Origin of the sequence: Pantoea sp. Ap-870, assembly GCF_011752515.1 — a bacterium.
In the GTDB taxonomy this organism is placed as follows: Bacteria; Pseudomonadota; Gammaproteobacteria; order Enterobacterales; family Enterobacteriaceae; genus Pantoea; species Pantoea dispersa.
In genome coordinates, this window is sequence record NZ_VWXG01000004.1 from 227,364 (window position 1) to 253,920 (window position 26,557).

23 protein-coding genes and 1 pseudogene are annotated in these 26,557 nt (G+C 58.2%); 5 read left to right on the top strand and 19 right to left on the bottom strand.

Features of this window, described 5'->3' with window-relative positions:
• Positions 1–6 precede the first annotated feature (6 nt).
• Both F3J41_RS12205 and F3J41_RS12210 read left to right on the top strand, forming a co-directional pair.
• A complete protein-coding gene (locus tag F3J41_RS12205) occupies positions 7–393 on the top strand; it encodes a DUF1987 domain-containing protein (protein WP_166711276.1) in 387 nt (128 codons plus the stop codon).
• Entirely contained in the window at positions 390–1,100 is a 711-nt protein-coding gene (locus tag F3J41_RS12210) for a GGDEF domain-containing protein (RefSeq protein WP_021507652.1), read from the top strand. The genes F3J41_RS12205 and F3J41_RS12210 overlap by 4 nt, the downstream gene beginning before the upstream one ends.
• Here the strand turns inward: F3J41_RS12210 and mrdA are convergent, their stop codons facing one another.
• The 10 genes from mrdA to prfC form a co-directional block, all read right to left on the bottom strand.
• On the bottom strand, positions 1,101–2,990 hold the full coding sequence (gene mrdA / locus F3J41_RS12215) for a penicillin-binding protein 2 (protein ID WP_021507653.1): 1,890 nt from the start codon (positions 2,988–2,990) through the stop codon (positions 1,101–1,103). It abuts the gene before it with no gap.
• 268 nt (positions 2,991–3,258) lie between these two features.
• Positions 3,259–3,972 (bottom strand): purine-nucleoside phosphorylase, encoded by a 714-nt coding sequence (gene deoD / locus F3J41_RS12220; protein ID WP_021507654.1) that lies wholly within the window; start codon positions 3,970–3,972, stop codon positions 3,259–3,261.
• A gap of 34 nt (positions 3,973–4,006) precedes the next feature.
• Positions 4,007–5,230: a phosphopentomutase gene (gene deoB, locus F3J41_RS12225; protein ID WP_021507655.1), complete on the bottom strand. Its 1,224-nt coding sequence runs from the start codon at positions 5,228–5,230 to the stop codon at positions 4,007–4,009.
• A 94-nt stretch (positions 5,231–5,324) separates the two neighbouring features.
• Entirely contained in the window at positions 5,325–6,647 is a 1,323-nt protein-coding gene (gene deoA / locus F3J41_RS12230) for a thymidine phosphorylase (protein ID WP_058770661.1), read from the bottom strand.
• A gap of 111 nt (positions 6,648–6,758) precedes the next feature.
• The gene (deoC, locus tag F3J41_RS12235) at positions 6,759–7,538 is read right to left on the bottom strand and encodes a deoxyribose-phosphate aldolase (RefSeq protein ID WP_166711278.1); all 780 of its coding nucleotides are present in this window, start codon (positions 7,536–7,538) and stop codon (positions 6,759–6,761) included.
• Between the two features lie 413 nt (positions 7,539–7,951).
• Positions 7,952–8,728 carry a TatD family hydrolase gene (locus F3J41_RS12240; RefSeq protein WP_166711280.1) on the bottom strand — a complete coding sequence of 259 codons (777 nt, stop codon included), beginning with the start codon at positions 8,726–8,728 and terminating at the stop codon, positions 7,952–7,954.
• Positions 8,725–9,777 carry a patatin family protein gene (locus tag F3J41_RS12245; RefSeq protein WP_031279725.1) on the bottom strand — a complete coding sequence of 351 codons (1,053 nt, stop codon included), beginning with the start codon at positions 9,775–9,777 and terminating at the stop codon, positions 8,725–8,727. The genes F3J41_RS12240 and F3J41_RS12245 overlap by 4 nt, the downstream gene beginning before the upstream one ends.
• Positions 9,778–9,955: 178 nt before the next feature.
• Positions 9,956–10,117 (bottom strand): DUF1328 domain-containing protein, encoded by a 162-nt coding sequence (locus F3J41_RS12250; protein WP_007893192.1) that lies wholly within the window; start codon positions 10,115–10,117, stop codon positions 9,956–9,958.
• A 98-nt stretch (positions 10,118–10,215) separates the two neighbouring features.
• On the bottom strand, positions 10,216–10,806 hold the full coding sequence (gene osmY / locus F3J41_RS12255; protein ID WP_166711282.1) for a molecular chaperone OsmY: 591 nt from the start codon (positions 10,804–10,806) through the stop codon (positions 10,216–10,218).
• A 259-nt stretch (positions 10,807–11,065) separates the two neighbouring features.
• A complete protein-coding gene (gene prfC / locus F3J41_RS12260) occupies positions 11,066–12,655 on the bottom strand; it encodes a peptide chain release factor 3 (protein ID WP_021507661.1) in 1,590 nt (529 codons plus the stop codon).
• 315 nt (positions 12,656–12,970) lie between these two features.
• Here prfC and F3J41_RS12265 point away from each other — a divergent pair, with 315 nt between their 5' ends.
• A complete protein-coding gene (locus F3J41_RS12265) occupies positions 12,971–13,585 on the top strand; it encodes a hypothetical protein (protein WP_153010131.1) in 615 nt (204 codons plus the stop codon).
• A gap of 6 nt (positions 13,586–13,591) precedes the next feature.
• Here F3J41_RS12265 and F3J41_RS12270 read toward each other — a convergent pair whose 3' ends face one another.
• Genes F3J41_RS12270 through F3J41_RS12280 form a run of 3 tightly spaced genes read right to left on the bottom strand, consistent with a single transcriptional unit; the run spans position 13,592 to position 15,837 of the window.
• On the bottom strand, positions 13,592–14,695 hold the full coding sequence (locus tag F3J41_RS12270) for a M20 peptidase aminoacylase family protein (protein WP_166711284.1): 1,104 nt from the start codon (positions 14,693–14,695) through the stop codon (positions 13,592–13,594).
• A 10-nt stretch (positions 14,696–14,705) separates the two neighbouring features.
• Positions 14,706–15,179 (bottom strand): YjiG family protein, encoded by a 474-nt coding sequence (locus F3J41_RS12275; protein WP_021507664.1) that lies wholly within the window; start codon positions 15,177–15,179, stop codon positions 14,706–14,708.
• A complete protein-coding gene (locus F3J41_RS12280; protein ID WP_166711286.1) occupies positions 15,169–15,837 on the bottom strand; it encodes a nucleoside recognition domain-containing protein in 669 nt (222 codons plus the stop codon). The genes F3J41_RS12275 and F3J41_RS12280 overlap by 11 nt, the downstream gene beginning before the upstream one ends.
• Positions 15,838–16,294: 457 nt before the next feature.
• On the opposite strand from F3J41_RS12280, the gene ftnA reads away from it, so the two are divergent.
• Positions 16,295–16,801, top strand: a complete 507-nt coding sequence (gene ftnA / locus F3J41_RS12285) for a non-heme ferritin (protein WP_125309428.1) — start codon at positions 16,295–16,297, stop codon at positions 16,799–16,801.
• Between the two features lie 64 nt (positions 16,802–16,865).
• On the opposite strand, the gene F3J41_RS12290 is transcribed toward ftnA, so the two are convergent.
• Together F3J41_RS12290 and F3J41_RS12295 are read right to left on the bottom strand one after the other, a co-directional pair.
• Entirely contained in the window at positions 16,866–19,709 is a 2,844-nt protein-coding gene (locus F3J41_RS12290) for a bifunctional diguanylate cyclase/phosphodiesterase (RefSeq protein ID WP_058759557.1), read from the bottom strand.
• A 256-nt stretch (positions 19,710–19,965) separates the two neighbouring features.
• Positions 19,966–21,669, bottom strand: coding sequence for a lysophospholipid acyltransferase family protein (locus F3J41_RS12295; protein ID WP_021507668.1), 1,704 nt, complete (start codon positions 21,667–21,669; stop codon positions 19,966–19,968).
• A gap of 238 nt (positions 21,670–21,907) precedes the next feature.
• Between F3J41_RS12295 and F3J41_RS12300 the strand changes: the two genes are divergently transcribed.
• Entirely contained in the window at positions 21,908–22,564 is a 657-nt protein-coding gene (locus F3J41_RS12300) for a response regulator transcription factor (protein WP_233209825.1), read from the top strand.
• A gap of 44 nt (positions 22,565–22,608) precedes the next feature.
• Here F3J41_RS12300 and F3J41_RS12305 read toward each other — a convergent pair whose 3' ends face one another.
• The 4 genes and pseudogenes from F3J41_RS12305 to F3J41_RS12320 form a co-directional block, all read right to left on the bottom strand.
• The gene (locus F3J41_RS12305) at positions 22,609–23,313 is read right to left on the bottom strand and encodes a proteasome-type protease (RefSeq protein WP_031279727.1); all 705 of its coding nucleotides are present in this window, start codon (positions 23,311–23,313) and stop codon (positions 22,609–22,611) included.
• A 17-nt stretch (positions 23,314–23,330) separates the two neighbouring features.
• On the bottom strand, positions 23,331–24,131 hold the full coding sequence (locus F3J41_RS12310) for a transglutaminase family protein (protein ID WP_058759558.1): 801 nt from the start codon (positions 24,129–24,131) through the stop codon (positions 23,331–23,333).
• Positions 24,128–25,056, bottom strand: a pseudogene (locus tag F3J41_RS12315) (alpha-E domain-containing protein). Before F3J41_RS12315 ends, F3J41_RS12310 begins: the two are co-directional and overlap by 4 nt.
• Positions 25,050–26,489 (bottom strand): circularly permuted type 2 ATP-grasp protein, encoded by a 1,440-nt coding sequence (locus tag F3J41_RS12320; protein ID WP_058770669.1) that lies wholly within the window; start codon positions 26,487–26,489, stop codon positions 25,050–25,052. Before F3J41_RS12320 ends, F3J41_RS12315 begins: the two are co-directional and overlap by 7 nt.
• Positions 26,490–26,557 lie beyond the last annotated feature (68 nt).

Below are 26,557 nucleotides of genomic sequence, written 5' to 3' on the forward strand. Positions count from 1 at the left end.
GGTTGTATGCAAAACCTGATTATCGCTGCCACTGAGAGCACGCCCGAAGTGAGTTTTGATTTTGCCACCCGCCAGTTTGCGCTGCGCGGCGAGTCGTGGCCGGAGAACGCGGCGGCGTTTTATCGCCCGCTGCTGGATGCCCTTGAGCAGTGGCAACCCACCGACAACAACGCGGTGGTCGTCACTATCGCGCTGCGCTACTTCAACAGCTCCAGCACCAAAATGCTGTTCCGCCTGTTCGATCTGTTCAACCAGCTGGCGCAGCGCGGTCAGTGCGTCACGCTGAACTGGCTGTTTGATGCGGAAGATGACATCGCGGAAGAGTTTGGTCAGGAACTGGCGCTGGATTTTACCGATCTGCAGGTTAATCTGCAGGCGGAACTGGCGTCATGATGGACCTCAATGAGCTGTTCCGTGAAGAGAGCGAGGTGCTGAATCGCTCACAGCATGTGGCGGCGCAAAACACGCTGAGCGCGCAGGATTACCGCGAGGCGCTGCTGCACCTGAATCGCCACTATCAGCGCCTGATGCGCGAAACCTGGCGGCTCATCTCCCGCAGCGATCGCGCGGAGCGCGAGCTGAACCGCGTGAATGAGCAGTTAAACCAGCTGGCGCAGGAGCTGGAGTACAAAGCCAGCCACGATCCGCTAACGGCGGTGTGGAATCGCGGCGCGATTATTCAGCGCATCAGCCAGACGCTGGAGAGCGGTCCGGCGGCGCTGATTATTCTGGATATCGACCACTTCAAGAAGATCAACGACGAATACGGCCATCCGATGGGCGATAAGGTGATTTGCGGGCTGGTGACGCGCATTCAGGCACACTGCCCGGCCGGCGCCAGCATTGGCCGCATCGGCGGCGAAGAGTTTACCGTGCTGCTGCCGCACTATCGTCTGTCCGACGCGGTGATTGTCGCCGGTGCGATCCACGCCTCGCTTAACGCCTCGCCGCTCGCGGTGCTGCCGCAGCAGCTGGTGACCGCCAGCCTCGGCGTGAGCTACGGTAAGCCGGGCTCCGATTTCGACACGCTGTACAGCAATGCCGATGCCGCGCTCTACGATGCCAAACACCACGGCCGCAACCGGGTATTTTTCCGCTGATCAGTGCACCTGCGCGGTGCTGGCCGTCTGCATCGGCACGCTGCTATCCGGCGGCGGCAGGAAGATGTGGTCGAGGATATTGCGCATCACCGGCGCGGCCGTAATGCCTTCGTTACCGCCGTTTTCCAGAATCAGCGCCACCGCCACCTGCGGGTTGTTAAACGGCGCAAAGGCGGTATAGAAAATGTGGTCGCGCAGGCGCACCGGGATCATCTTCGCGTTGTAAGTCTGGTTCTGCTTCAGGCTAAACACCTGCGACGTACCGGACTTGGCGGCGATGCCGTACGGCGCGGTATGGAAATATTTATAACCGGTGCCGTTAGGCGCGTTAGCCATACCAAACATGGCGTGGCGCACCAGCGACCAGTACGGTGATTTCGCATCGCCAATCTGCGGCTGGGGCGCGGTCGGCTGGTAAACCTGCTGCCAGGTGCCGCGCTGTGCTTTGGCCAGCAGGTGCGGATTAATCACCCGGCCGTTATTGATCAGCGCCACCATGGCTTTCACCATCTGAATCGGCGTGGCGATCCAGTAGCCCTGACCGATGCCCACCGACACCGTATCGCCCTGATACCACGTATGTTTATGCACTTTCTGCTTCCATTCGCGGCTTGGCAGCAGCCCGGCGTACTCTTCATTCAAATCGATACCGGTAGGTTTGCCGTAGCCGAACTGGCTGAGCATGCTATGGATGCGGTCGATGCCCATCATGAACGCCACCTGATAGAAGAAGGTGTCGGCGGACTCTTCAATCGCTTTGGTGACGTCGAGCATGCCGTGGCCGGACTTTTTCCAGTCGCGGTATTTGCGATCGGTGCCCGGCAGCGTCCAGGTGGGCGCGCCAAAGAAGGTGGTGCCCGGCGTAATCACTTTGCTCAGCAGCGCCGACATCGCCATGTAGGGTTTTACCGTCGATGCCGGTGGATACAGCCCCTGGGTAACGCGATTGATCAGCGGCAGGTTTTTATCCTGCAGCAGCGTTTTATAGGCTTTGTAGCTGATGCCCTTCACGAACGGGTTGGGATCGTAGCTTGGGCTGGAGACCATCGCCAGCACGCCGCCATCGTGCGGATCCTCAATCAGCACCGCCGCACGCTGCCCGGCCAGCTGGCTCTCCACATACTGCTGCAGATGCAGATCCAGCGTCAGCCAGATGTTTTTGCCTGCTACCGGCGGCACCTCTTTCAGCACGCGCACGATGCGGCCGTGGTTATCCACTTCCACTTCCTGATAGCCGGTCTTGCCGTGCAGCAGGGATTCATAGTAGCCCTCAATACCCTGCTTGCCGATGTTATGGTCGGCGGCATAGTTTTCGCCCACGCCCTCGGCATTGAGCCGCTTGTAATCATTGTCGTTAATCTTCGACACGTAGCCGACCACGTGCGCCAGATCGGCGCCGTACGGGTATTCCCGATCCTGATAGGTATCGATGGTGACGCCGGTGAAGCGGAACTGATTGACCGAGAAGCGCGCCACCTCTTCGTCGGTGAGCTCGGCCTTCAGCTCCACCGGTTTATAGCGGCTGCTCTGCTTCAGTTCATGCTCAAAGGTTTCGATATCATCCGGTGTCAGATCGACGATGGGCGTCAGCGCCTTCAGCGTCGCCTGCATGTTGTCGATTTTGTACGGCGTGACGAGGATGTCGTACCAGGTGACGTTGCGCACCAGCGGGATGCCGTTGCGATCGAAAATCAGCCCGCGCGTCGGCGCGATGGGGATCATTTTAATGTCGTTCTCGTTGGAACGCGTCTGGTAATAGCTGTGCTGATCCACCTGTAAGCGATACAGGTTGATGCCAAGAATGGTGAAGCAGATAACAACCAGGGCAAACGCCACCAGCGCGCGGCGCACAAACAGTTTCTCTTCGGCTTCGAAATTGCGGAAATTCATCAGGGGCTTAGTCTCTTCATTATCACGCTAATGATAGGGAGAGATCGCCGCAGAGCCAGCAGGAAGATGCACAAGCCTGGGTAAAAGTGTGTCAGATGTTTACGGTGGAGCGGCTACGTCAGGAATGCGGGACAGGGCGTTGACCGGCTAATAAACGCTGCCCGATCGGTCCCCTCTCCCGCGCGAGGGCGTTAACCGTTGCTCGATCAGTCCCCTCTCCCGCGCGCGGGAGAGGGTTAGGGTGAGGGCGAAGGAAAACCGGGGAAAATCAATCCCCCAGCAGCACCGACTCCAGCGCGATCTTAATCATATCGTTGAACGTCGTCTGACGCTCTGCCGCGGTGGTTTGCTCGTGCGTACGGATGTGATCCGACACGGTACAGATAGTCAGCGCTTTGGCACCGAATTCTGCCGCCACACCGTAGATGCCGGCCGCTTCCATCTCCACGCCGAGGATGCCGTACTTCTCCATCACGTCGAACATCTGCGGGTCCGGCGTATAGAACAAATCAGCTGAGAAGATGTTACCGACGCGTGCGTCCACGCCCAGCGCTTTAGCCGCGTCAACCGCGTTACGCACCATGTCGAAATCCGCGATGGCGGCAAAATCGTGATCTTTGAAACGCATGCGGTTAACTTTTGAATCGGTGCAGGCACCCATACCAATCACCACATCACGCAGTTTCACGTCTGCACGTACGGCACCGCAGGAACCCACACGAATGATCTTCTTCACGCCGAAATCGGTGATCAGCTCTTTGGTGTAGATCGAGCAGGATGGAATACCCATACCGTGGCCCATTACGGAGATTTTGCGGCCTTTGTAAGTCCCGGTGAAGCCCAGCATGCCGCGTACGTTATTCACTTCGACCACATCGTCGAGGAAAGTCTCGGCAATGTGTTTTGCACGCAGCGGATCGCCTGGCATCAGCACCACGTCCGCGAAATCGCCCATTTCGGCATTAATATGAGGAGTTGCCATTGTTGTTCTTCCTTATCAAAAAGTGGTGGCTGTTTTACAGCAAGCTTTTGCCGTAGTCCATGCTGGACAGGCCAAAATAGCTGGCGATAGTCTGGCCGATATCGGCGAAGGTATCGCGGTAACCCAGCGAGCCCGGTTTTACTTCTGGACCGTAGATTAGAATCGGGATGTGCTCGCGCGTGTGCTCGGTACCGTGCCAGCTCGGATCGCAGCCGTGGTCAGCGGTGAGAATCAGGATATCACCCTCTTTCACCAGCGCCATCAGCTCCGGCAGACGGCGGTCAAACAGCTCCAGCCCTCCGGCATAACCGGCGATATCGCGGCGATGGCCCCAGGTCGAGTCAAAATCGACGAAGTTGGTGAACACAATTGAGTTGTCCGGCGCCTTCTTCATCTGCTCAATGGTGGCGTCAAACAGCGCATCCAGACCGGTGGCTTTAACTTTTTGCGTGATGCCCTGCTCCGCGTAGATATCAGCGATTTTACCCACTGAAATCACTTCACCGCCCTTCTCATCCACCAGCTTTTTCAGCATGGTTGGTGCCGGTGGTTCGACCGCCAGATCGTGACGGTTACCGGTGCGCTGGAAGTTACCGGCTTTATCGCCGACAAACGGACGCGCAATCACACGGCCAATGTTATAGCCGCCGTTGGTCAGCTCTTCACGCGCGATTTCACACAGCGCGTACAGGCGATCGAGGCCAAAGGTCTCTTCATGACAGGCAATCTGGAACACCGAATCTGCCGAGGTGTAGAAAATCGGCTTGCCGCTTTTCATGTGCTCCTCGCCCAGCTGGTCAAGAATTACCGTGCCGGAGGAGTGGCAGTTGCCGAGGTAGCCCGGCAGATCGGCGCGTTTTACCAGCGTATCCAGCAGCTCCTGCGGGAAGCTGTTCTCTTTGTCGCTGAAGTAGCCCCAGTCAAACAGCACCGGCACCCCGGCGATTTCCCAGTGGCCGGACGGCGTATCTTTGCCCGAAGAGAGTTCGCTGGCGTAGGCGTACGCGCCGATAATTTCCGCCTGCGGATCCAGTCCCGGCGGGAAGCGGCCGGTAGAGAGTTCCGCCGCTTTGCCAAGGCCGAGCGCGGTCATATTGGGCAGATGCAGCGGACCTTCGCGGCCTTCATTGGCGCGGCCTTCAAAGCACGCTTCGGCGATATGGCCGAGCGTATCCGATCCTTCATCACCGAATTTATCGGCGTCTTTGCTGGAACCAATCCCGAAGGAGTCGAGAACCATAATAAAAGCACGTTTCATGCAAGTCTCCTGCGCCATAGCGCGATGACAAGTCAAAAAAAAGCGATCAGATCAGTATACCCGAACGGCCGCTGCCTGGCACGCAGTTACGCCACTATTCGCTGATGCGGCGATACACCACCGGCGTGGCCTCCGGGGCGTGGTCGCTGAGCGTTATCGCCGCTTTCACTGCCGCAGCGGCCTGCTGCCACTGTGCTTCCGACGCGGCATGAATCACCGCCAGCGGCTGCTGCGCATTGACCTCACTGCCCAGCGTGATCATGTCGCTGAGGCCCACGCTGTAATCAATGCTGTCGCTGGCGCGCTGACGGCCACCGCCCAGCGCCACCACCGCCATGCCCAGCGCCCGTGTGTCCATGGCGCTGACGATGCCGGGACGATCGGCGTACACCGCTTTGCTCAGCATCGGTGCCGGCAGGTAGCGGTCCATCTGCTCGATGAAATCCGTCGGGCCGTTCTGCGCCGCCACCATGCGGGCAAACACCTCAGCCGCTTTACCATTATCCAGCACCTGCTGCAGTTTTTGCCGCGCTTCGGCTTCGTTCGCCGCCAGTTTGCCGGAGATCAGCATCTCAGCACACAGCGCCAGCGTGACCTCCAGCAGCCGCGGATTGCGCGCCTCACCGGTGAGGAAATGCACTGCTTCGCGCACTTCCAGCGCATTACCGGCGCTCGATGCCAGCACCTGATTCATGTCGGTGAGCAGCGCGGTGGTTTTGCATCCCGCACCGTTGGCGACGCCGACAATCGCCTGCGCCAGCTGCTGCGAGGCCTCAAAGGTTGGCATAAACGCCCCGGATCCGACTTTGACATCCATCACCAGCGCGTCTAATCCTTCGGCTAATTTTTTGGCGAGGATCGAGGCGGTGATCAGCGGAATAGAATCCACAGTGGCGGTGATATCGCGCGTGGCGTAGAACCGCTTATCCGCCGGCGCCAGCGAATTGGTCTGACCGATAATGGCAACGCCGACCTGTTTGATGATCTGGCGGAAGCGATCGTCGCTGGGGAAGATATCGAAGCCGGGAATGGCTTCCAGCTTATCCAGCGTGCCGCCGGTGTGACCGAGGCCGCGCCCGGAAATCATTGGCACGTAGCCGCCGCAGGCCGCCACCATCGGACCCAGCATCAGCGAAGTGACATCGCCCACGCCGCCGGTTGAATGTTTATCGACAATCGGTCCGTTGAGATTCAGCGCCTGCCAGTTGAGCACCGTGCCGGAATCGCGCATCGCCATGGTCAGCGCCACGCGCTCTTCCAGGTTCATGTCGTGAAAATAAATCGTCATCGCCAGCGCGGCGATTTGCCCTTCAGACACGCTGTTATCACGCACACCGTTGATGAAAAAGCGGATTTCCGCTTCGCTCAGCGGCTGGCCGTCGCGTTTTTTACGAATAATTTCTTGTGGCAGGAACAAGGTTGCCTCCCCGGAAAAGCGATGTATCGCTGAATGACAACCGCCAGATGCGCAGCAATACGCACCTGACGGCAGTGACACCGTGGGCCGCTATTTTAGCGACCGCGTGGATCAATAACCGGCTTTGCTGGTCGCCGTAGCGTGCCCCAGGGTATTCAGCAGGCTGGCTAACAGGCTGGAAGCGCCGAAGCGGAAATGACGCGCATCCGCCCAGCCGCTGCCGAGGATGTCGTCGGCCAGCTGCAGGTAGATAGCGGCATCTTCCGCCGTGCGCACGCCGCCAGCCGGTTTGAAGCCCACCTGCTGCTGCACGCCTTTGTCACGGATTACCTGCATCATGATCGCCGCCACCTCTGGCGTGGCGTTGACCGGCACTTTACCGGTAGAGGTTTTGATGAAATCCGCGCCGGCATCGATCGCGATTTCGGACGCTGCACGAATCAGCGCTTCCTCTTTTAGCTCGCCGGTTTCAATGATCACTTTCAGCAGCACGTTCGCCGCCGCACAGGCCTCTTTACAGGCTTTTACCAGCGCAAAGCCAACGTCACGATTACCGGCAATCAGCGCACGGTACGGGAATACCACGTCAACTTCATCCGCGCCGTAGGCGATTGCCGCACGGGTTTCCGCCAGCGCGATGTCGATGTCGTCGTTACCGTGCGGGAAGTTAGTGACGGTCGCGATACGAATTTCCGGCGTGCCCTGCTCGCGCAGCGTCTTACGTGCAATCGGGATAAAGCGCGGATAGATACAGATCGCCGCCGTGTTACCGGCCGGTGATTTCGCCTGATGGCACAGCGCGATCACTTTTTCATCGGTGTCGTCTTCGTTCAGGGTGGTCAGGTCCATCAGATGCAGCGCGCGCTGCGCGGCCGCGTTCAGATCGGTCATGGTGCTCTCCAAAGTCAGGCCGGTGAAATCTGCTCACCGGAGAATGTGATAATTATAACAACCCACGCCGCGTGGAATTGCGAGGTTTGTCACAAGGAAAAGGAAACCGCGCTCTGATATACATGCATTTAGCGATTTTAATCACATTAAATCGCTATTTTGCCGAACAGCGCGGCATGATGCGATTGTGATTATTATCACAAATGTTGCCGCAAAAAGGTATCGGATATCGTTAAAGCGTAGTTAATTTGCGACAGAGCGGGAGTTGTCAGCACATCATCAAAAGTGGCAGAGGCGTTGCAGCGACGCGATTCATCGCGCAAGAAATTGCGCCGCTGGCACAATTGCAACGGCCATTAACCGTGACGGCGCTATTAGATGAAGTGAGGTGACGGCAGGCGCAGGATCAATACTCAATCCGGCAGCGCGAACAAACGCAGGCTGTTGTGCCACAGCGCATCGGCGATCTCATCGGGCGGTTCCGGGCGCAGCTGGCACAATACTTCAAACACATTACGCGCGCGCTCCGGGCGATTTGGCTGGCCCTGAAAACCGTGCAGCGGCATATCGGGCGCATCGGTTTCCAGCAGCAGCGCCTGCAATGGCAGGCTGGCGATGGTGTGGCGGGTTTTGCTGGCGCGCGTATAGGTAATGGTGCCGCCGACACCAATCGCGTAGCCAAGGGCGATGAAACGCTCCGCCTGCTGCTGGCTGCCGGCAAAGCCGTGCACCACGCCACGCCGCGGCACATCGTGACGGCGCAAATACTGCGCCAGCTGATCGTGCGTACGTCGCGAATGCAGGATCACCGGCAAATCATAGCGCTTTGCCAGCTTCAGCTGCGCCTCCAGCAGCCGGGTTTGCCGCGCAAAATCCGGCGCTTCCATATACAGATCCAGCCCGATTTCCCCGATCGCCACGCGTTTTACATCCGGCGTTTGCAGGTACTGCTCAAGGCGATCGAGATCGTCATCCTGATGTTGCGCAATATTGATCGGGTGCAGCCCGAGCGCGCTATACAGCGCCGGATGCTGCTGCGCCAGCTGGCTCACCACGGCAAAACGGCTGGCATCCACGCACGGCACGATGATGCGTTCCACGCCCGCCTGCGCCGCCTGCGCGATACTGTGTTCGGCAGCGGTGACAAATGGCGGAAAATCAAAGTGGCAGTGGGTGTCGATAAATCTCATGCCAGCGATCCTGCATCGTAGTCGGCGTCATTGCCCGCCAGCGGTGGCGTGCTGACCGGCCGGTTATCCGGCGCGTTTGCGACGGCGGCGGGCGGCGTCACGGCAATCGGTCGCGCCAGCGGTTCAGCATCGCTCAGCCACTGGCCCAGCGTTGCCAGGAAATAGCGCCCGCTGCGGCGGCCCAGATGATAATCCTGATTCAGCGACGCCAGACGACTGCCCAGCGCCATGCTGGCCAGCGGCTTTGGCGGAAAGATCTCAATGATGCGCAGATTATCCGGCGGCTGTTCAATAAACTGCTGAATCTGGCGGTAGCTCTCTTCGTGCTGATGCAGGATATTGATCATCGGCTGCAGGGCGCTGTCGCTCAGCCAGCGCTCCATGCGTTTAAACCACTTCGGCGTATACGCCATCTGTGACGGCACGGTACGGATCACCACAATGGTATCGGCGCCACGCCGCGCCGCTTCGCGCACCGGAATGGCGTCGCTGATGCCGCCGTCGAGATAGCTCACACCATCCATCAACACGCCGCTGCGGTAGAAACCGGGGATCGCGCTGGAAGCCTTAATGATGTCATGCCAGGTCAGATTGGTGGGATTGAAATACTGCGCGCTGTAATCATCGCTGCGGCAGGCGCACATGTAAAATTCGCTGCCTTTGGCAAACAGGCTTTCGGCGCTGCTCAGCGCCAGCGGGAACTCCTGTTTAGTGATATCCACCAGCCAGTCAAGATCGATCAGGTGGCCACCGCGCACAAAACGCAGCGGATCGAAAAACAGTTTACTGGTGGTGTAACGGGTAATCACGCGCCGCGCATAACCGGGCTGGGCACAGACAAAGGCTGAGAGGTTTTGTGCCCCGGCTGAGGTGCCGAGCATTAACTGAAAAGGGTTGAAACCTGCGCGCTGAAATTCATCCAGTACGCCCGCCGTGAAGATGCCGCGTTGCCCGCCGCCTTCGCAGACCAGCGCGATTTTTTTGGATTTGAATGGCGTGAGTGCCAGTGGCTCAAAGGTGTCCAGCGACACCGGGATGCGTATTCCCAATGGATGTCCCTCAGTGTTTGCTGCTCTGAGGGAAGCGCTCAATCAGCATCCCGGAGAACCAGTCATTGTCGTTCCCTGACCAACCGCATCCTGCAATCGTCGCGGCGCACCTTCAATGGTGGCAATGACTGGCCTCCGCTTTATGTGACTAGCGGGTTAACATGGTTAACGCAGTGGGTCAGGGTCGTTTGCGCCCGGTAAACAGGCTCACGAGGAACAGAATAATACCGACAATAAAGACAATTTTAGCTGCCCATGCTGCCGTACCCGCCAGACCGCCAAAACCTAATGCTGCAGCAATCAGAGCGATGACCAGAAAGATAATACCCCAACGAAACATAAGCCTCTCCTTTACCATAGTGAAAATCGAACTGCTTATTCTTCACATCACTGTTTTTAATACGGAACGGCACCGTTGGTGATGCCGTTCCGGTTGCGTTAAGATTTCACCTTGAGGTCATTCTTCACGCTTTTCACGCCTTCAATGGCTTTGGCGATCTTCTCAGCCCGATCGGACTGGGCCTGATTCGCCACTTCCCCGGACAGCTGTACCACGCCATCGGTGGTTTCCACCTTCACGTTGCGCGATGGCACAATGTCATCTGCTAAAAGTTTAGCTTTTATTTCACTGGTGGTTGCTGCATCACCTGCATAACCTTTCAATGAACTCTGTTTGCTGTCTCTGACGTGTAGTTTGTCGCTGACGGATTTAACCCCTTCCACCTTCTGCACCAGCGCCACAGCCTTCTCGGCCTGGTCCTGCGAGGTGACAAAACCGCTCAGCGTCACCACGCCCTGCTGCGTTTTAACGGAGATATCCGTACTTTTAATCGCTTCATCGTCCACCAGCGCGGCTTTGGCTTTGGCGGTGATGCCGCTGTCATCCATAAAGCCATCGACTTTTTTCATAGAACTATCGATTTTGGAACCCGCGCTGCTGCTGGTATCAGCCGCCATTGCCGCGCCGCTTAACAGCGCAGTACTGGCCAGTGCAGCAATCAGGGTTTTAGCAATCTTAGTCTTATTCATCGATATCATCCTTCTATCAGTTAACCCACTCGCAACCGCGAATGCGCCAGCAACACACCACGTTGCTGCGTGATGGACGTAATCAGACCCACAGGTCCGTTTTCTCGTCCGACAGAATAATCATAGTAGGGATTACAGCTTTTGCTGGCTTTTGTGGTTGATATCTCGCCAAAAAGCGATAACCGCAGCGCAATTAAGAGGAGTCTGTATCGGAGAAAACCGGGCCGCACAAAGTGACAGCCCGGTCGGAACGGCGAACTTAGTGTTCGCGCGTTTTACGGAAGGTCACGTCAGGATAGCGCTCCTGCGTGATGTTGAGGTTGACCATGGTCGGGGCGATATAGGTGAGGTTGTCACCGCCATCGAGCGCCAGGTTGATCTCGTTTTTGCGCTGGAAGTCGTCGAACTTCTTCGCGTCGCTGCATTCAACCCAGCGGGCGGTCGACACGTTGATGGCCTCGTAAATCGCCTCAACGTTGTACTCGCTCTTAAGACGCGCCACGACCACATCAAACTGCAGCACGCCCACCGCACCCACGATCAGATCGTTGTTGTGCACCGGACGGAACACCTGCACGGCGCCCTCTTCCGACAGCTGGACCAGCCCTTTCAGCAGCTGTTTCTGCTTCAGCGGATCGCGCAGGCGAATGCGACGGAACAGTTCCGGGGCGAAGTTCGGAATACCGGTGAACTTCATGGTTTCGCCCTGGGTGAAGGTGTCGCCAATCTGGATGGTGCCGTGGTTATGCAGGCCGATGATATCGCCCGGATAAGCTTCTTCAACGTGCGAACGGTCGCCCGCCATGAAGGTCAGCGCGTCGGAGATCACCACATCTTTACCGGTACGCACCTGACGCAGTTTCATGCCCTTTTCATATTTGCCGGACACCACGCGCATAAAGGCCACGCGGTCACGGTGTTTCGGGTCCATGTTGGCCTGAATCTTAAACACGAAGCCGCTGAACTTCTCCTCTTTGGCTTCGACTTTGCGGGTATCGGTCTGGCGCGGCATCGGTGCCGGCGCCCAGGCAACCAGTCCATCCAGCATATGATCGACGCCAAAGTTGCCCAGCGCGGTACCGAAGAACACCGGCGTAATTTCGCCGCTCAGGAACAGCTCTTTGTCGAACTCGTGCGATGCGCCCTGCACCAGCTCCAGCTCGTCACGCAGCTGCTGCGCCAGCTCTTCGCCGACGGCCGCGTCCAGTTCCGGATTCGCCAGCCCTTTTACCACGCGCACTTCCTGAATCGTGTGGCCTTTGCCGCTCTGATACAGGTAAGTTTCATCGTTGTAGAGGTGATACACGCCTTTGAACAGCTTGCCGCAGCCAATCGGCCAGGTGATCGGGGCGCAGGCGATTTTCAGCTCGCTCTCGACCTCATCCAGCAGTTCCATCGGATCGCGAATGTCGCGGTCCAGTTTGTTCATAAAGGTGATGATCGGCGTGTCGCGCAGACGGGTCACTTCCATCAGCTTGCGGGTACGATCCTCAACCCCTTTCGCGGCGTCGATCACCATCAGGCAGCAGTCCACCGCCGTCAGCGTACGGTAGGTGTCTTCCGAGAAGTCTTCGTGCCCGGGGGTATCCAGCAGGTTAACCAGGCTGTCGCGATAGGGGAACTGCATCACCGAGGTGGTGATGGAGATACCGCGCTGCTTCTCCATCTCCATCCAGTCTGATTTGGCATGCTGGCTGGAGCCGCGACCTTTAACGGTACCGGCGGTCTGGATCGCCTGTCCGAACAGCAGGACTTTTTCGGTGATTGTGGTTTTACCGGCGTCCGGGTGCGAGATGATCGCAAAGGTACGGCGGCGCGCCACTTCTTCTAAAAAGGGAGCAATAGACATGAGTGAATTCTTCTTCAGGGCAACGCGCGAGCGGCGCGCTGCGAATAAATCATTCCGGAGCCAGTCCGGCGGATAACGGTGCCAATGGCGACGCATGCGCGTCGGGTCACAGCAGGGTGTGTGCGATCTACATTGGCGGCAGTCCGGTTATCCCATCAGCATTGAGGCGGCATAGCATACAATATTTCAGCAGGCGGGGGAATCTGCGGCAGGATGAGACGATGCTCGCGCAGTTCAGGACATGTCTTGTAAACACTAAGCGATGTCTGGCTGAGAATGCCTGTCCGGAACCGTCACCCCGGCAAGGACAGCAAAATGACTCTACAGCTTAACCCACAAACCTACAGCCCGTCGCACCGAAACGCCGCCCTGTCGTCGCCCGCGCAGATGTACCGCAAACCCTGCGAGATGCTGCTGATCAACGCGCCGGATAACCCAGGCGTGCCTGCCACTGGCCGCGCTGATTTTTCCCGCAGCAGCCTGCCGGCGCACCTGCATTATCTGCTCACGCCGCGCCCCGGTTTTTCTGCCGGTCAGCATTTTGTCCCGGAGTATCCGTACATGCTGGACGCCGCGCTGTCGGTCACTGCCCGCCGGGGCGCGGTGTCGTTAGCACCGTATCACGCCGACAGTGACAAGTGTGCGCTGGTGATTGAGCGGCAGACGCTGGTGAAATTTGATCTGCCGCCGCTGCACGACTTAGTGCTGAGCTACATCGGTCTCAACACCTACTTTAGCGAAGTGCGCTTCTACAACCGTGCCGGACGCATCGTGGCGTTTCGTCGCCTGAACGCCAGCAAAAAGCGCCACGAAGTGTTCTGCTTCGCTGGCATGAAGCCGGTCTCACTGGTGATTGAGACCAGCCAGCACAGCTCGATTTTGCTTGATGAGATGGTGTGGAACCAGACCGTAGGCGCGGGCGCGCGCTGAGGCGCGTTATCCCAGCATGCGCACCACCGCCGCCTTGAAGATCTTCACGCCGATCTCTAGCGAACTCAGCTCAAAGCGCATCTGCGGATGGTGCAGTCCTGGCACCAGATTGGTTCCCAGCCCCCAGAAACCGGCTTTCACCTGCGGATTTTTCACCGGATAGTAGAAGAAATCCTCGCTGCCCGGCGTGGTTTTCGCCGCCAGTAATCCCTGCTCGCCGAGCACATCGACAATCGCGGCGCTCAGCAGCGCGGTGGCATCGGCATCAATTTCCGCCGCCGGCATCTCTTTCAGCACCACCACTTCAGCGGTTGCGCCCAGCGCGGCCACGCTGTGCTGAATCGCCTGGCTGACTTTCTCTTTGAGCAGTTCCATCGGCGCGTTCTCCTGCGAACGCAGATCCCACACCACGCGCGCCTCGTCCGGCACCGAGTTGGTCACGCCGGCGTCGCACAGGAAGCGCGTCGCTTTTACGCTCCAGGTGAGGCCCGGTGCCAGATGAATGCTGTTCACCGCCTGCACCGCCTGGACTGCCGCATCAAGCGCGTTGACGCCGAGATGCGGTCGCGCGGCATGGGCCGGAACACCTTTAATGGTGGCCTCCAGCGTGCTGCACGCTGAATAGATCACCGCAGGCGTCGCCTGCCCGACCTGGCACTCCTCCAGCGGGCGCAAATGGAAGCCGAGGATCATCTCCACGTCATCCAGCGCGCCGCCCTCAATCATCGCCAGCGCGCCGGCCCCCAGCTCTTCAGCCGGCTGGAACAGTAGCTTCAGCCGCCCTTTGTTAATAGCGCCTTCCTGCAGCAACTCCTGCGCGGCGGTCAGCACCACCGACGAGTGGCCGTCATGGCCGCAGGTATGGCGGGCGCAGGCAACGCCGTCGATCACATGCCCGAGCGCATCCATGTCGGCGCGCAATGCCAGCACCGGGCCCGGCACGCCGCTGTCGATCTCCGCCACGATGCCGGTGGTCTGGTTGATGCCGCGCGTGACCTTAATGCCAGCCTGTTCCAGCTGGCCGGCGATGTAGGCCGAGGTTTTAACTTCCTGAAACCCCAGCTCGGGGATTTCATGCAGAAAATGGTAGTGATCGAGAACTCTGGACACCGTTTCGCTCCTAAACAAAAAAACGCATCACGAACATAGCGATAACCGCATTGATAATGCTGGTGAGCATCAGCAGCGGCCAGTATTTTTTCGGCACATCAGCAACGCCCAGCAGGCGGCCCATGTACTGCAACTGCGAACCCATGAGAAAAATCGCCGGTGCGAGGATGGTGATGTCGGTACCGCTCAGCAAGCCTTTCGCCATCAGGCTCACCGCCACCCCGACGCTGGCCGAGGATGACAGCCACGCAGTCAGCAGCACGGTGATCGCCTCGCCGGGCAAACCGAAAATTCCCATCAGCGGCGCAAACGCGTGACCAAGAAACTGCATGATGCCGAGCAGATTCAGCACTTCCGCCAGTACGTAGGCCATCACCACATTGGGCATCAGATTGTGAATAGCAATATGGAAGCCTTTACGCGCGCCGACAATAAAAATATCAAACGGATTATTATTGACCCGCGTCTGTACGTTATTTGACATCAGCAAAATCCTTTTTATAAACACTGTTTAACACAAAACGGACAAATGCCGCACCGACGAATTTCAGCACAAACATCAGCAGCAGCGGAATAATGATTGGTGCACTCATGGACGCAAATAGCGCCGAGCCAATGGCAAAATAATTATTGATCAGTCCGGCACCGGAATATTGCCAGGCGCTCATCACCACCAGCTCTTTTTTACCGATTTGCTGCTGATCCGCCATCTCTTTGGTGAGCGCCGCGCCGGCATCGGTACTTTGCAGATCGGTAATCAGCGCCAGGCCGCAGCGTCCCGGCAACCCCATCAGCGGTTTCAGCAGTGGCGTCAGCAGCGTGTGGGCGGCACGAATCGCGCCGTAGTGGGTGAAAATCTCCAGCACGCCCAGCGCCAGCATCACAGTGGGTGCCAGCGACAGCGCGAACAGGAAGCCGGCTTTGGCGCTGATGCCACCGGCGCCGAGAAAGGTGGAACCTGACTCTTTGATGGTGCCAAAGATGCCGCCCAGCGTGGTGAAATCAAACGCGCCCAGCCAGCTAAAGCCTTCGACCTTATAAAGCAAACCGGAAAAAAACAGTATTGCCAGTATCAGCGCGAGATAATTTCCGGCGCTCGCCGTGACCGATTGTGGCGCGGCCATGATTTTTTCTTCAGACATCTTTTCTCCTGCTGGCCCTATTTCTGCCAGACGTGGTTGCAATATACGGAACTATTAACCAAGCAGGATTTATGCCAACGCGCACTTTCTTTAATTTCGCTATGGCTAATTTTGTTCAGTAACAAGCAGCAGCCGGAATAAGCGTTTATATCGCTGTGCCAGGTTTATTGCCGGTCGCGCCAGTGCTTATTTTATCGGCGGGTTGACTGGCGAAGAAGTGATCGGTGCGGTTGTGCGCTGCACCGCCAGCAGGCAACACAGCTGCACTAAAACAGTGCTGCGGACTGTGAATGAAAATTAGTCAAAGTTGAGAATTCTTCGCATTCAACTAGCGGAATAATTCCATTTATAATCAATAAGATAAATTCAACTTTTTTACGAAAAAACCTTCACAAAAAAGTATAGATTGATGCATAATTCGCCGTACTTCACCTGACAAATTAAAAAGGACTCAGCCATGTTAACCGCTGAAATGACCTCACGCCTGAACGACCAGCTCAATCTCGAATTCTTCTCCGCCAACCTCTATCTGCAGATGAGTGCCTGGTGCAGCGACAAAGGCTTCGAAGGTGCCGCCTCCTTCCTGAAAATGCACTCGCGCGAAGAGATGCAGCATATGCAGAAGCTGTTTGATTACGTCAGCGATGCCGGTTCACTGCCGGTGCTGGGCAGCATCGCCGCGCCGGCGATAAGCTGGACCTCGCTGAATGACGTACTGGAAGAAGCGCTGAAGCACGAGCAGCTGATCACCAGCAAAATCAACGAGCTGGTTCACGCCGCGCTGACTTCGCAGGATTACTCCACCTTTAACTTCCTGCAGTGGTACGTTGCCGAGCAGCACGAAGAAGAGAAGCTGTTCAAAACCGTGCTGGACAAACTGGCGCTGGTGGGCAACAAAGGCGAAGGTCTGTTCCTGGTGGACAAAGATCTGGGCCGCATGAACGTCGAAGGCCACGGCCAGTAAAAATAATAAAGATTATGCACAGCAGCATGCACAACGCCCGACCCTGTCGGGCGTTTTTTTGTGCTTACTCCAGCGCCTTCAGTCTGAGCTCCGACGGCTGTGGCCGGCCAAACAGGTAGCCCTGAAACAGCGTACAGCCCTCTTCGCGCAGCCGGACAAACTGCTCATTACTCTCCACGCCCTCAGCGGTGATCTGAATATCCAGGCTGCGGCTCATGCCGGTAATCGCGCGGATGATCGCCAGCGCCTCGCGGCTGTCGCCCATATCATTGATAAATGACTTGTCGATTTTGATCTTATCGAACGGGAACGAACGCAGATAGCTGAGCGACGAGTAGCCGGTGCCGAAGTCGTCGAGCGCAATCTGCACGCCCAGCGTTTTCAGACTCTGCAGCGTACGGATATTGCCGAGCGTATCATCCAGCAGCACCGATTCGGTGATCTCCACCTCCAGCCGATGCGGTGCCAGGCCGGATTCGCGCAGCGCGCCCTCCACCACCGACACCAGCGAGCTGTTCTTAAACTGCAGCGGCGACAGGTTGACCGACACCGACTGTTCGGTTTCCCAGCTCTGCGCCTCGCGGCAGGCTTCGTACAGCGCATAGGCGCCGAGCATATGGATCAGCCCGGTCTCTTCGGCAATCGGAATGAAGTCATTCGGCATGATCAATCCTTTGATCGGATGATGCCAGCGCATCAGCGCCTCATAACCAATGATGCCGGTCTCGTTGGTGATCGGCTGATAGTAGAGCTTGAGCTGCCGTCCGGTGATCGCCTCGCGCAGATCGTTCTCGATCACCCGGCGGCTGCGCGCCACATTATCCATCTCCAGCGTAAAGTGCTCATAGCGGTTACGGCCGTTACGCTTGGCTTCATACAGCGCCATGTCGGCGCAGCGCAGCATATGTTCCGGCGTATTGGTGGCCTGCGAGGTCAGCGCAATGCCGACGCTCAGCCCGACCGACAGGTTGTGGCCTTCAACATTCACCGGCGGGCGGATCGCCTCGATCAGGCGCTGCGCCACAATCGCGGCCTCATCGGCATTCCGCACGTTAGGCAGCACGATGGCAAACTCATCGCCGCCGATGCGCGCCAGCGTGTCCTGATCGCGCAGTACGCTGCGCAGCCGCTTCGCCACCACCCGCAGCAGATCGTCACCGATTTGATGCCCCAGCGCATCGTTCACGTTCTTGAAGTTATCCAGATCGAGACACAGCGTGGCGCTGGTCTGGCCCTGCTGCTGATCGACACGCAGCGCCTCGCTCAGCTTCTGGCGAAACAGGATGCGGTTCGGCAGGCTGGTAAGATTATCGTGATGCGCCATATGACGAATGCGCGCATCGGCTTCGCGCTGATCGGTGACGTCCTCCACAATCAGCATCACGTAATTCTGCCGCATGTCTTTGCCGCTGATGGTGGTGGCGCGCGTGTGCAGCACCCGCTCACCGCCAGCGGTCAGCAAGAGCTGCTCGCGCGTGTGGATGCCTTCGCTGCGCAGCGCGATATCCGCCAGGCTGTTGAAGTAATCACTCAGTTCCGCCGACATACATTCGTGCGGCCGCTTATGCATAATCAGCGACTTACTGAAGCCAAACAGCTGCTCGGCTTTGTCATTGACCATCAGGATTTCGCGGCTGATGGCGTCTTCGACGATCACGCAGGAGGGAATGTTGCTGATGATGGTGTCGAGGAAGCCGGAAAGCTCCGACATTTTGGCGCTCTGCGCCTGCGCCAGATCGCGCGCACGCAGCAGCTGCTGCTCGTGCTCACGCCGCTCGGTGACGTCGCGGGTGATCTTGGCGAAGCCGATCATTTTGCCCTCTTCATCATGAATCGCGTCAATCACCACATGCGCCCAGAAGGCGGAGCCGTCTTTGCGGTAGCGCCAGCCCTCGTCCTCAAAGCGACCGGTTTTCAGCGCGATGCCCAGATTGGCATCCGGCGTACGCGCCTGACGTTCCGGTGAGCCGTAGAACACGGAGAAGTGCTGGCCCACGATCTCGTCAGCCATGTAGCCTTTGGCGCGCTGCGCGCCGGCGTTCCAGTTCACCACCCGGCCCTGTAAATCCAGCATGTAGATGGCGTAATCCGTCACGCCTTCCACTAACAGGCGGAAGGTTTTCTCGTATTCACGCTGCTTGCGCAGCAGCGCCTGCTGTTCGGTGCAGTCGCGGGTGATTTTGGCATAGCCGATCAGTTTGCCGGCGTCATCGCGAATCGCATCGATGATCACGTGCGCCCAGAAGGCGCTGCCATCTTTGCGATAGCGCCAGCCTTCGTCTTCAAAGCGACCGGTTTTAAACGCGGTGGTCAGGTTGCGTTCCGGGATATGGTTCAGGCGATCCTGTGCGCTGTAGAAGCGCGAGAAGTGCTGGCCGACAATCTCTTCAGCCACATAGCCTTTGGCGCGCTGCGCGCCGGCGTTCCAGTTTTCGACGTTGCCGTCAAGGTCGAGCATGTAGATGGCGTAGTCCGTTACGCCTTCAACCAATAAACGGAAACGCTGCTCCTGTTCCTGTTGTTTACGCTGCTGCGCCTGCTGTTCGGTGCAGTCGCGGGTGATTTTGGCAAAGCCCAGCAATTCGCCGTACTCATCGCGGATGGCGTCGATCACCACGTGCGCCCAGAAGGCGCTGCCGTCCTTGCGATAGCGCCAGCCTTCGGTTTCATAGCGCCCGGTGGCGGTGGCGATGGCCAGACCGCGCTGCGGCGCGCCGTTGCGCCGATCCTCTTCACTGTAAAACAGCGCAAAATTCTTCCCGACAATCTCTTCGGGGGTATAGCCTTTGGCGCGTTGCGCCCCGATGTTCCAGTTAGCCACCGTGCCATCCGGCTTAATCATGTAGATGGCGTAATCCACCACGCTCTGCACCAGTAGCCGGTACATTACGTCTGAGTTATTGTTCATTGTTGTTCGCCTATGCTGGCCTGGTCTCGATGCGCAGTTAAGATAATTCTTAATCTTCAGGCAGACTTAAACGCAAAAGCGCATCGCTTACAAGCGCAAATCATCCGCAGACAAAAGTTGGTAGTGTGGTTATCGGCAGTGGCGAGAAAATGTTCAGTGGGATAGTGGATTTATTGCGCAAAGTTGACAGCACGCCGCGCGGAGATTCTCCGGCGGCGTGCTGTCAGGTGGCATTAACTGACGTCATCTGGCGCGTTCAGGTTAAATGCATGCCGATATAGCGCTCATAACGTGCGGGTTTCACGCGTGACAGATCGACCAGCACCAGACCATCAATGCAGTGATTGAAATCCGGATCGCTGCCGAAATCGATAAACTGCACGCCGCCCGGCTCGCACACTTCCGAATACTGTTTGTACAGCGTCGGAATCGCGGTACCGAGATTAGCCAGCAAATGCTTGAGACGCCGCAAATCGTCGGCGTAGTTATCGCCGGTGAACTGCGCCAGCACCTCCGGCAGCGACGCCGGATAAGGGCGGCGCGATTTAGCCAGCGGCAGATCGGTCGGAAAGTAGAGACGGTAAAACGCCACCAGCAGATCGCGTGCCGCCAGCGGCATGGTGCCGGAGATTGATACCGGGCCAAACAGGTAGCGCGTCTGCGGATAGCGCGCAATGTAAGCGCCGATGCCCATCCATAAATAATCCAGCCCGCGCTTGCCCCAGTAGGCCGGCTGAATGAAGCTGCGCCCCAGTTCCAGCCCCTGCTGAATAATCGGCAGCATGCGCTCGTCATAGTGGAACAGGCTGTCGCTGTAGATGCCCTGCAGCCCGCGCCGCGCCAGCTGCTCGGCGCCGGGAATAAAGCGGTAGGCCCCGACAATCTCCAGCGCCTCGTCATCCCACAAAATCAGGTGATAGTAATCATCGTCATACTTGTCGAGATCGCGCCGCCGGCCGCTGCCCTCGCCCACCGCGCGGAAAGCGATTTCGCGCAGCCGGCCCAGTTCACGCAGCAGCGGCACCCAGCTGGCCCCGTTGCGCCGCCACAAATAGATCTGTTTGCCGTCCGGCAGCGTCCCGAGCCGTTCACTCTCCAGCAACGCTTTTTTCAACTCAGCGCGATCTTCCGGGCGGGCGATGGCGGCTTCAGTAAGAAACAGACCGCGCCGTCCCTGGCCGATGCGGTACAGATGCTTGCGCAGCCGCTTCGCCAGCTCTTTGCCCGGCGTATGGCCATCGTGCCAGTTGGCGAAGGGAATCTGTTCGCCGATATGCAGTTTGATGCGCGTGCCGCGCTGGCGGAACATTTCGCGCACCAGCATCAGCAGTGCCAGCGGTGCCGCCACCTTCGCCGCGGCGTAAAACGCCAGGCTGTTACGTCCTACCACGTGCACCGGAACCAGCGGCGCGCGGGCGCGGGCGGCCAGGCGCAGAAAACTGTGGTGCCAGTGACGGTCACGCACGCCGCGGCTGGACAGGCGCGAGACTTCACCGGCCGGGAAGATGATCAGCGCGCCCTGGTTGTCGAGATGCTGCTGCATGCGCGTCAGCTGCTCGCGGCTGGTGCGGTTGCCCATGTTATCCACCGGCAGCATCAGGTTGTTGATGGGTTCCAGCATCATCAGCATGCGGTTGGCAACGATTTTCACGTCGCGCCGCACCTGCGATACCGCTGCCAGCAGCGCCAGGCCGTCCAGCGCGCCAAGCGGATGGTTGGCGACGATCACCACTGGCCCGTGCGTCGGGATCTGTTCAAGGTCGCGTTCGCTGAGCTCACAGCGCACATCCAGGTGTTCCAGCACCTGCTCCACCATATCCACCCCTTTCAGATGCGGATAGCGCTGGGCAAAGTCCTGAAACTCCTGTTCACGCACCGCCCACTTCAGCAGGCTTTTCTGCCAGTGCGCTGGCTGCTGGCCTGGCCAGTAAGTATTGAGAAGCTGATCAACGGAAAACATGGTGCACCTTTTTATACGCAGCGGTTTATTCCCCTGACGTTAAAACGGCTTGTTTTCAGATTTATGACCACGGCAGATGCGGACAGGAAAAAGTATCGGCGCGCTTTGTGCTGGCGCATAAAAAAGTCAATTTTACCTTAAATGAGAATTTTCCAGACAGGACTTAAATCTTATTCTTAAGACCCGTGAATTAATCTGGTCACACCTCTGCTAATGAATTTTCATCGGTGTTTATTCCTTGCGTTCTTTTTTTGTTTATTTTTGGACTACACATATGATTCATTCGGTATTTATAGTTGATGACCACCCATTAATCTGTGCGGGTATTCAGGCACTGCTGCACGCTTATGACTATTCGGTTGCGGGCATTGCCAACAAAGGCGATTTATTGATTAGCGAATTACATCATGCGCAGCCAGACGTGGTGCTGCTGGACCTGACCATGCCCGGCCGCGCGGGCATTCCGCTGATTGCCGACATTAAACGTATTTTGCCGCAGCAAAAAATCATTGTTTTTACCGCCTCAGAAAGCCTGTTTTATCAACGCTGTTGCCTGCAGTTAGGGGTAGAAGGCTATGTGTGTAAACGCGGCGATTTGGAAACTTTATTGACAGCAATAAAAGAAGTCGAGCGCGGAAAACGTTTTTATCCGGTCACGCACAGTGCAGCGGATGCCGCCGAGCTGATTGAAAGCGAGAAATTGATGAGTTTAACGCGCCGCGAATTGATTGTGCTGGTGAAACTGGCCTCCGGGATGAGTAATAAAGAGATCGCCTCACAATTACAGCTGAGCAGTAAAACCATCAGCACTTATAAAATTAAAATTCTGCGTAAGCTCGGCCTGAAAGGGATTAGCGGAATTAATACGGCGGCGCGCGCCAATGAGCTGGTGTGAGTCAAACCCGGCCCGGTCCGCCAGCGTGACGACCGGGCAGCAGGTCAGAGCTTGAGCGGCGGCAGCTGAGAGAATACGCTCAGCAACCCTTTGCTCCACAGCTGGCGGATCTGGGAAAAGTAGGGATGCTGTTCGGTGATGTGGTACTGCTCGCTGTCGCTAAAGCTGTCGCTGTGGTAAACCATCGCGTCGAGCGGCAGGCCGACGGAGATGTTACTCGCCAGCGTCGAATCCATGGAGATCAGCGCACACTGCATCGCCTGGCTGAGCGAGGTCTCATAGCGCAGCACGCGGTCAATAATTGGCTTACCGTATTTGCTCTCACCAATCTGGAAGTACGGCGTGTCGACGCTGGCTTCAATAAAGTTGCCCTGCGGATAGATCTGGAACAGCCGCGGCTCTTCGCCGCGAATCTGCCCGCCCAGCAGCAGCGTGCCGCCAAACTCCTCGCCGTCGCGCGCTATCACTTCACGCAGCGTGGCGCCCACCAGCAGCGCAATGTCGTACAGCGAACGCCCGTTAAGCAGATTGGGTTGTTCGCTGTCGTTGCAGTTGCGCCGCAGCAGGCTCATCACGCTCTGCGTCGTCGCCAGATTGCCGGCGCTTTGCAGCACCAGCGTGCGCTCATCATCCACCTGAAACACATGCAGTTTGCGAAACGAGGAGATATGATCCACGCCCGCATTGGTGCGTGAATCCGAGACAAAAATCATCCCGGCCGATAAACGCATTGCCACACAATAAGTCATAGTTACGCCTGTTCCGATTACTGCTGCCCGTGCACCTGTTGCACCGCAGCCACCGCCAGCATATCTTCACCGCCGCCGCCCAGACGAATGCCGCGCACCGGACAGGCATCGAGATAGTCGACGCCCACCGCCAGCCGCAAATGCTGCCGCGTACTGCGCGTGTTATTGGTGATATCAAAGCTGTGCCAACTGCCATCCAGCCAGGCTTCAACCCAGGCGTGGGTAGCAACGTGTTCAACGTTGTCAGTATACAGATAGCCACTGACGTAGCGCGCCGGGATCCCCAGGCTGCGACAGCAGGCGAGAAACACGTGGCTGTGATCCTGGCAAACGCCGCTGCCGGCAGCAAACACTTTCGCCGCGCTGTCGCTCACCTGCGTGCTGCCGGGCTGGTACGGCATTTTCAGCAGCAGCTCGTCCATTAGTTTTTCCAGGCTGGCGAGCGGTTTTTCCGCCTGCCAGTAACGCCGGGCGAAGTCGCGGATTGCCCCGTCCGGCTGGGTCAGCGGCGTGGCGCGCAGAAACACCAGCGGCGACAGCGTCGATTGCGGATCCGGCGCCAGCTCGCTGGCATCCAGAATCTCGACCACGCCGCGCGCGGCTATTTCCAGCAGCTGATGCGGCCTGTCCAGCGTCAGCACGTGCAGCACGTTGCCATAGGCATCCAGCGTGCGCGTCGCCTCACACGGCAGATCGAGCTGCCACGACAGCACCTGCTGGTGCACCGAATTCTGCGGCGTCAGGCGCAGATACTGGGTGCTGAGTTTTACCTGCTGCTCATAGGCGTACCAGGTTTTATGCTCAATATTCAGTCTCATTTCGCCTCCAGATAGGTGTGATTGATGCTCTCCGCCAGCGCGTTGATGCGGCTGAGAAAATGGTCCAGCCACGGCTGCAGGCCGTCGCGCGTCAGGCTTTCCCAGGTGCTGAAGCGCATCTCCGCCAGCAGGACCGTACTGAGATAGCGCGGGCGATCCTCGCCGCTGCTGCCAATCTGCTCCAGCTGGCTGGCGATCTCTTCAATGCAGGAGTGCAGCGAGCGCGGACTTTCGCTGCGCAGGATCAGCATTTCGTTGACCAGCGGCGGCATCAGCTGCTGCTTAAAGATGGCGTTGTAGGCCTCGCGCGCTGACACCGCGCGCAGCAGGCTATCGAGGCAGTAATATTCCCGTACCGTGTCGGGATGCTGCTCCAGCAGCTGCTGGTTAACGCTCAGCAGCCGCGCGGTGCCGTCGCTGCGCTCCATCAGCGTGCCAAGCCGGATAAAACGCAGCGCATCGCCGCGCAGCAGCGTACCGGACATCGCGCCGCGAAACAGATGCGAACGCTCTTTCACCCAGTCGAAGAAGCTGTCGGCACCGGCCGGCGAGATGCCGCGGCGGCGCGTGTTGCGCATCTCAATCCACGTCGAGTTAATACTTTCCCACACTTCGGATGACAGGCTGCCGCGCACCGCGTGCGCGTTGTTCCACGCCGCCTGCCAGCAGCTGAAATACTGCTCGGGTTACGCTCATCCAGCGCGAAGAAGTTGAACAGCTGCGGCATGGTGCAGCGCCCGTTGAGGGTTTCAAACAGCTGACGCGTACCGGTCAGGTTGAGCGGCAACAGCAGTTCGTCGCCCTGACGATTGCGCACCGGCATCAGCGACAGGCGATGGGTCACATCCAGCACCCGGGCAAGTTGTTCTGCGCGCTCCAGATAGCGCGCCATCCAGTAAAGGCCACTGGCCGTCCGGCTTAGCATGATGTGTCATCCTCCAGCACCCACGTGTCCTTGGTGCCGCCGCCCTGCGACGAGTTCACCACCAGCGAGCCTTCGGTCAGCGCCACGCGCGTCAGGCCGCCCGGCACCAGCCGGATATCCGCGCCGTACAGCGCAAAAGGCCGCAGATCGATATGGCGCGGCGCCAGACCGTTGTCGATAAAGGTCGGGCAGGTGGAGAGCGACAGCGTATCCTGGGCGATATAATTATCCGGCCGCGCCAGCAGCCGCTCGCGGAACTCGCTCAGCTGCTGCTGGCTGGCGACCGGGCCAATCAACATGCCGTAACCGCCGGCACCGTGCACCTCTTTCACCACCATCTGCGCCAGATTGGCCAGCACGTAGCTCAGATCCTGCGGCTTGCGGCACTGCCAGGTGGGCACATTGTTGAGGATCGGATCTTCATCAAGGTAGTAGCGGATCATTTCCGGCACGTAGGGGTAGATCGACTTGTCATCGGCGACGCCGGTGCCGATCGCATTCGCCAGCACCACATTGCCGGATCGGTATACCGACAGTAATCCCGGCACGCCGAGCATCGAATCCGGCCGGAAGGCGAGCGGATCGAGAAAGGCGTCATCCACGCGGCGATAGATCACATCCACTTTGCACGGCCCGGCGGTGGTGCGCATCAGCACCGCGCCGTCTTTGACAAACAGATCGGCGCTCTCCACCAGCTCCACGCCCATCTGCTGGGCGAGAAAACTGTGTTCGAAGTAGGCGCTGTTGAAGCGTCCCGGCGTCAGCACCACCACCACCGGATCGTTAACCGGCGAGCTTTCGCGCAGCGTCTGCAGCAGGTGCGACGGATAACGCTCCACCGGCGCGATATGCTGCGCGGCAAACAGCTCCGGATAGAGGCGCATCATCATTTTGCGGTTTTCCAGCATGTAGGAGACGCCGGACGGCGTGCGCAGATTATCCTCCAGCACGTAATAGTCGCCGTCGCTGTTGCGTACCATATCGACACCGGTAATGTGCGCGTAGATCTGGCGATGCAGATCGACATCCTGCATACAGGGCTGATACTGATCGTTAACCAGCACCTGCTCGGCCGGCACGATGCCGGCTTTGAGAATATATTGCTGATGGTAGATATCGTGCAGGAAGGCGTTGAGCGCCTGAACGCGCTGGCGGATGCCGCGTTCCAGCATCGCCCACTCGCTGGCAGGAATGATGCGCGGCACGCTGTCGAACGGGATCAGCCGCTCGGCACCGCCATCGTCACCGTAGACGTTGAAGGTGATGCCAACGCGATGAAACAGCAGTTCTGCCTCTTCACGTTTACGCGCCACCGCCTCTTTGTCCGCCTGTTGTAACCATTCCCAGTAATGCTGATAGTGAGCGCGGTGCTGACCGTCGCTCTGCAACATCTCATCGTAGAAGGTTGATGCTATCTGGTCGCGTGCTTTCATGATTTACCCGGCGCTTGTCAGAGGACCTGACTTCTCTCCTGCACAAAGTGTGCCAGAGGCCCGCCGCC

Excerpts from the sequence above, each read along its gene's own strand:
- F3J41_RS12240 (WP_166711280.1), bottom strand. The coding sequence starts at position 8,728 with ATGAGATTTATCGACACCCACTGCCACTTTGATTTTCCGCCATTTGTC.
- F3J41_RS12310 (WP_058759558.1), bottom strand. The coding sequence starts at position 24,131 with ATGAGACTGAATATTGAGCATAAAACCTGGTACGCCTATGAGCAGCAG.
- F3J41_RS12295 (WP_021507668.1), bottom strand. The coding sequence starts at position 21,669 with ATGTTTTCCGTTGATCAGCTTCTCAATACTTACTGGCCAGGCCAGCAG.
- deoC (WP_166711278.1), bottom strand. The coding sequence starts at position 7,538 with ATGACCGATCTGAACGCGGCCGCGCAGCGCGCGCTGCATCTGATGGAC.
- F3J41_RS12210 (WP_021507652.1), top strand. The coding sequence starts at position 390 with ATGATGGACCTCAATGAGCTGTTCCGTGAAGAGAGCGAGGTGCTGAAT.
- deoD (WP_021507654.1), bottom strand. The coding sequence starts at position 3,972 with ATGGCAACTCCTCATATTAATGCCGAAATGGGCGATTTCGCGGACGTG.
- F3J41_RS12290 (WP_058759557.1), bottom strand. The coding sequence starts at position 19,709 with ATGAACAATAACTCAGACGTAATGTACCGGCTACTGGTGCAGAGCGTG.
- F3J41_RS12250 (WP_007893192.1), bottom strand. The coding sequence starts at position 10,117 with ATGTTTCGTTGGGGTATTATCTTTCTGGTCATCGCTCTGATTGCTGCA.
- F3J41_RS12205 (WP_166711276.1), top strand. The coding sequence starts at position 7 with ATGCAAAACCTGATTATCGCTGCCACTGAGAGCACGCCCGAAGTGAGT.
- prfC (WP_021507661.1), bottom strand. The coding sequence starts at position 12,655 with ATGTCTATTGCTCCCTTTTTAGAAGAAGTGGCGCGCCGCCGTACCTTT.
- F3J41_RS12275 (WP_021507664.1), bottom strand. The coding sequence starts at position 15,179 with ATGTCAAATAACGTACAGACGCGGGTCAATAATAATCCGTTTGATATT.
- deoB (WP_021507655.1), bottom strand. The coding sequence starts at position 5,230 with ATGAAACGTGCTTTTATTATGGTTCTCGACTCCTTCGGGATTGGTTCC.
- mrdA (WP_021507653.1), bottom strand. The coding sequence starts at position 2,990 with ATGAATTTCCGCAATTTCGAAGCCGAAGAGAAACTGTTTGTGCGCCGC.
- ftnA (WP_125309428.1), top strand. The coding sequence starts at position 16,295 with ATGTTAACCGCTGAAATGACCTCACGCCTGAACGACCAGCTCAATCTC.
- F3J41_RS12320 (WP_058770669.1), bottom strand. The coding sequence starts at position 26,489 with ATGAAAGCACGCGACCAGATAGCATCAACCTTCTACGATGAGATGTTG.
- osmY (WP_166711282.1), bottom strand. The coding sequence starts at position 10,806 with ATGAATAAGACTAAGATTGCTAAAACCCTGATTGCTGCACTGGCCAGT.
- F3J41_RS12305 (WP_031279727.1), bottom strand. The coding sequence starts at position 23,313 with ATGACTTATTGTGTGGCAATGCGTTTATCGGCCGGGATGATTTTTGTC.
- F3J41_RS12280 (WP_166711286.1), bottom strand. The coding sequence starts at position 15,837 with ATGTCTGAAGAAAAAATCATGGCCGCGCCACAATCGGTCACGGCGAGC.
- F3J41_RS12265 (WP_153010131.1), top strand. The coding sequence starts at position 12,971 with ATGACTCTACAGCTTAACCCACAAACCTACAGCCCGTCGCACCGAAAC.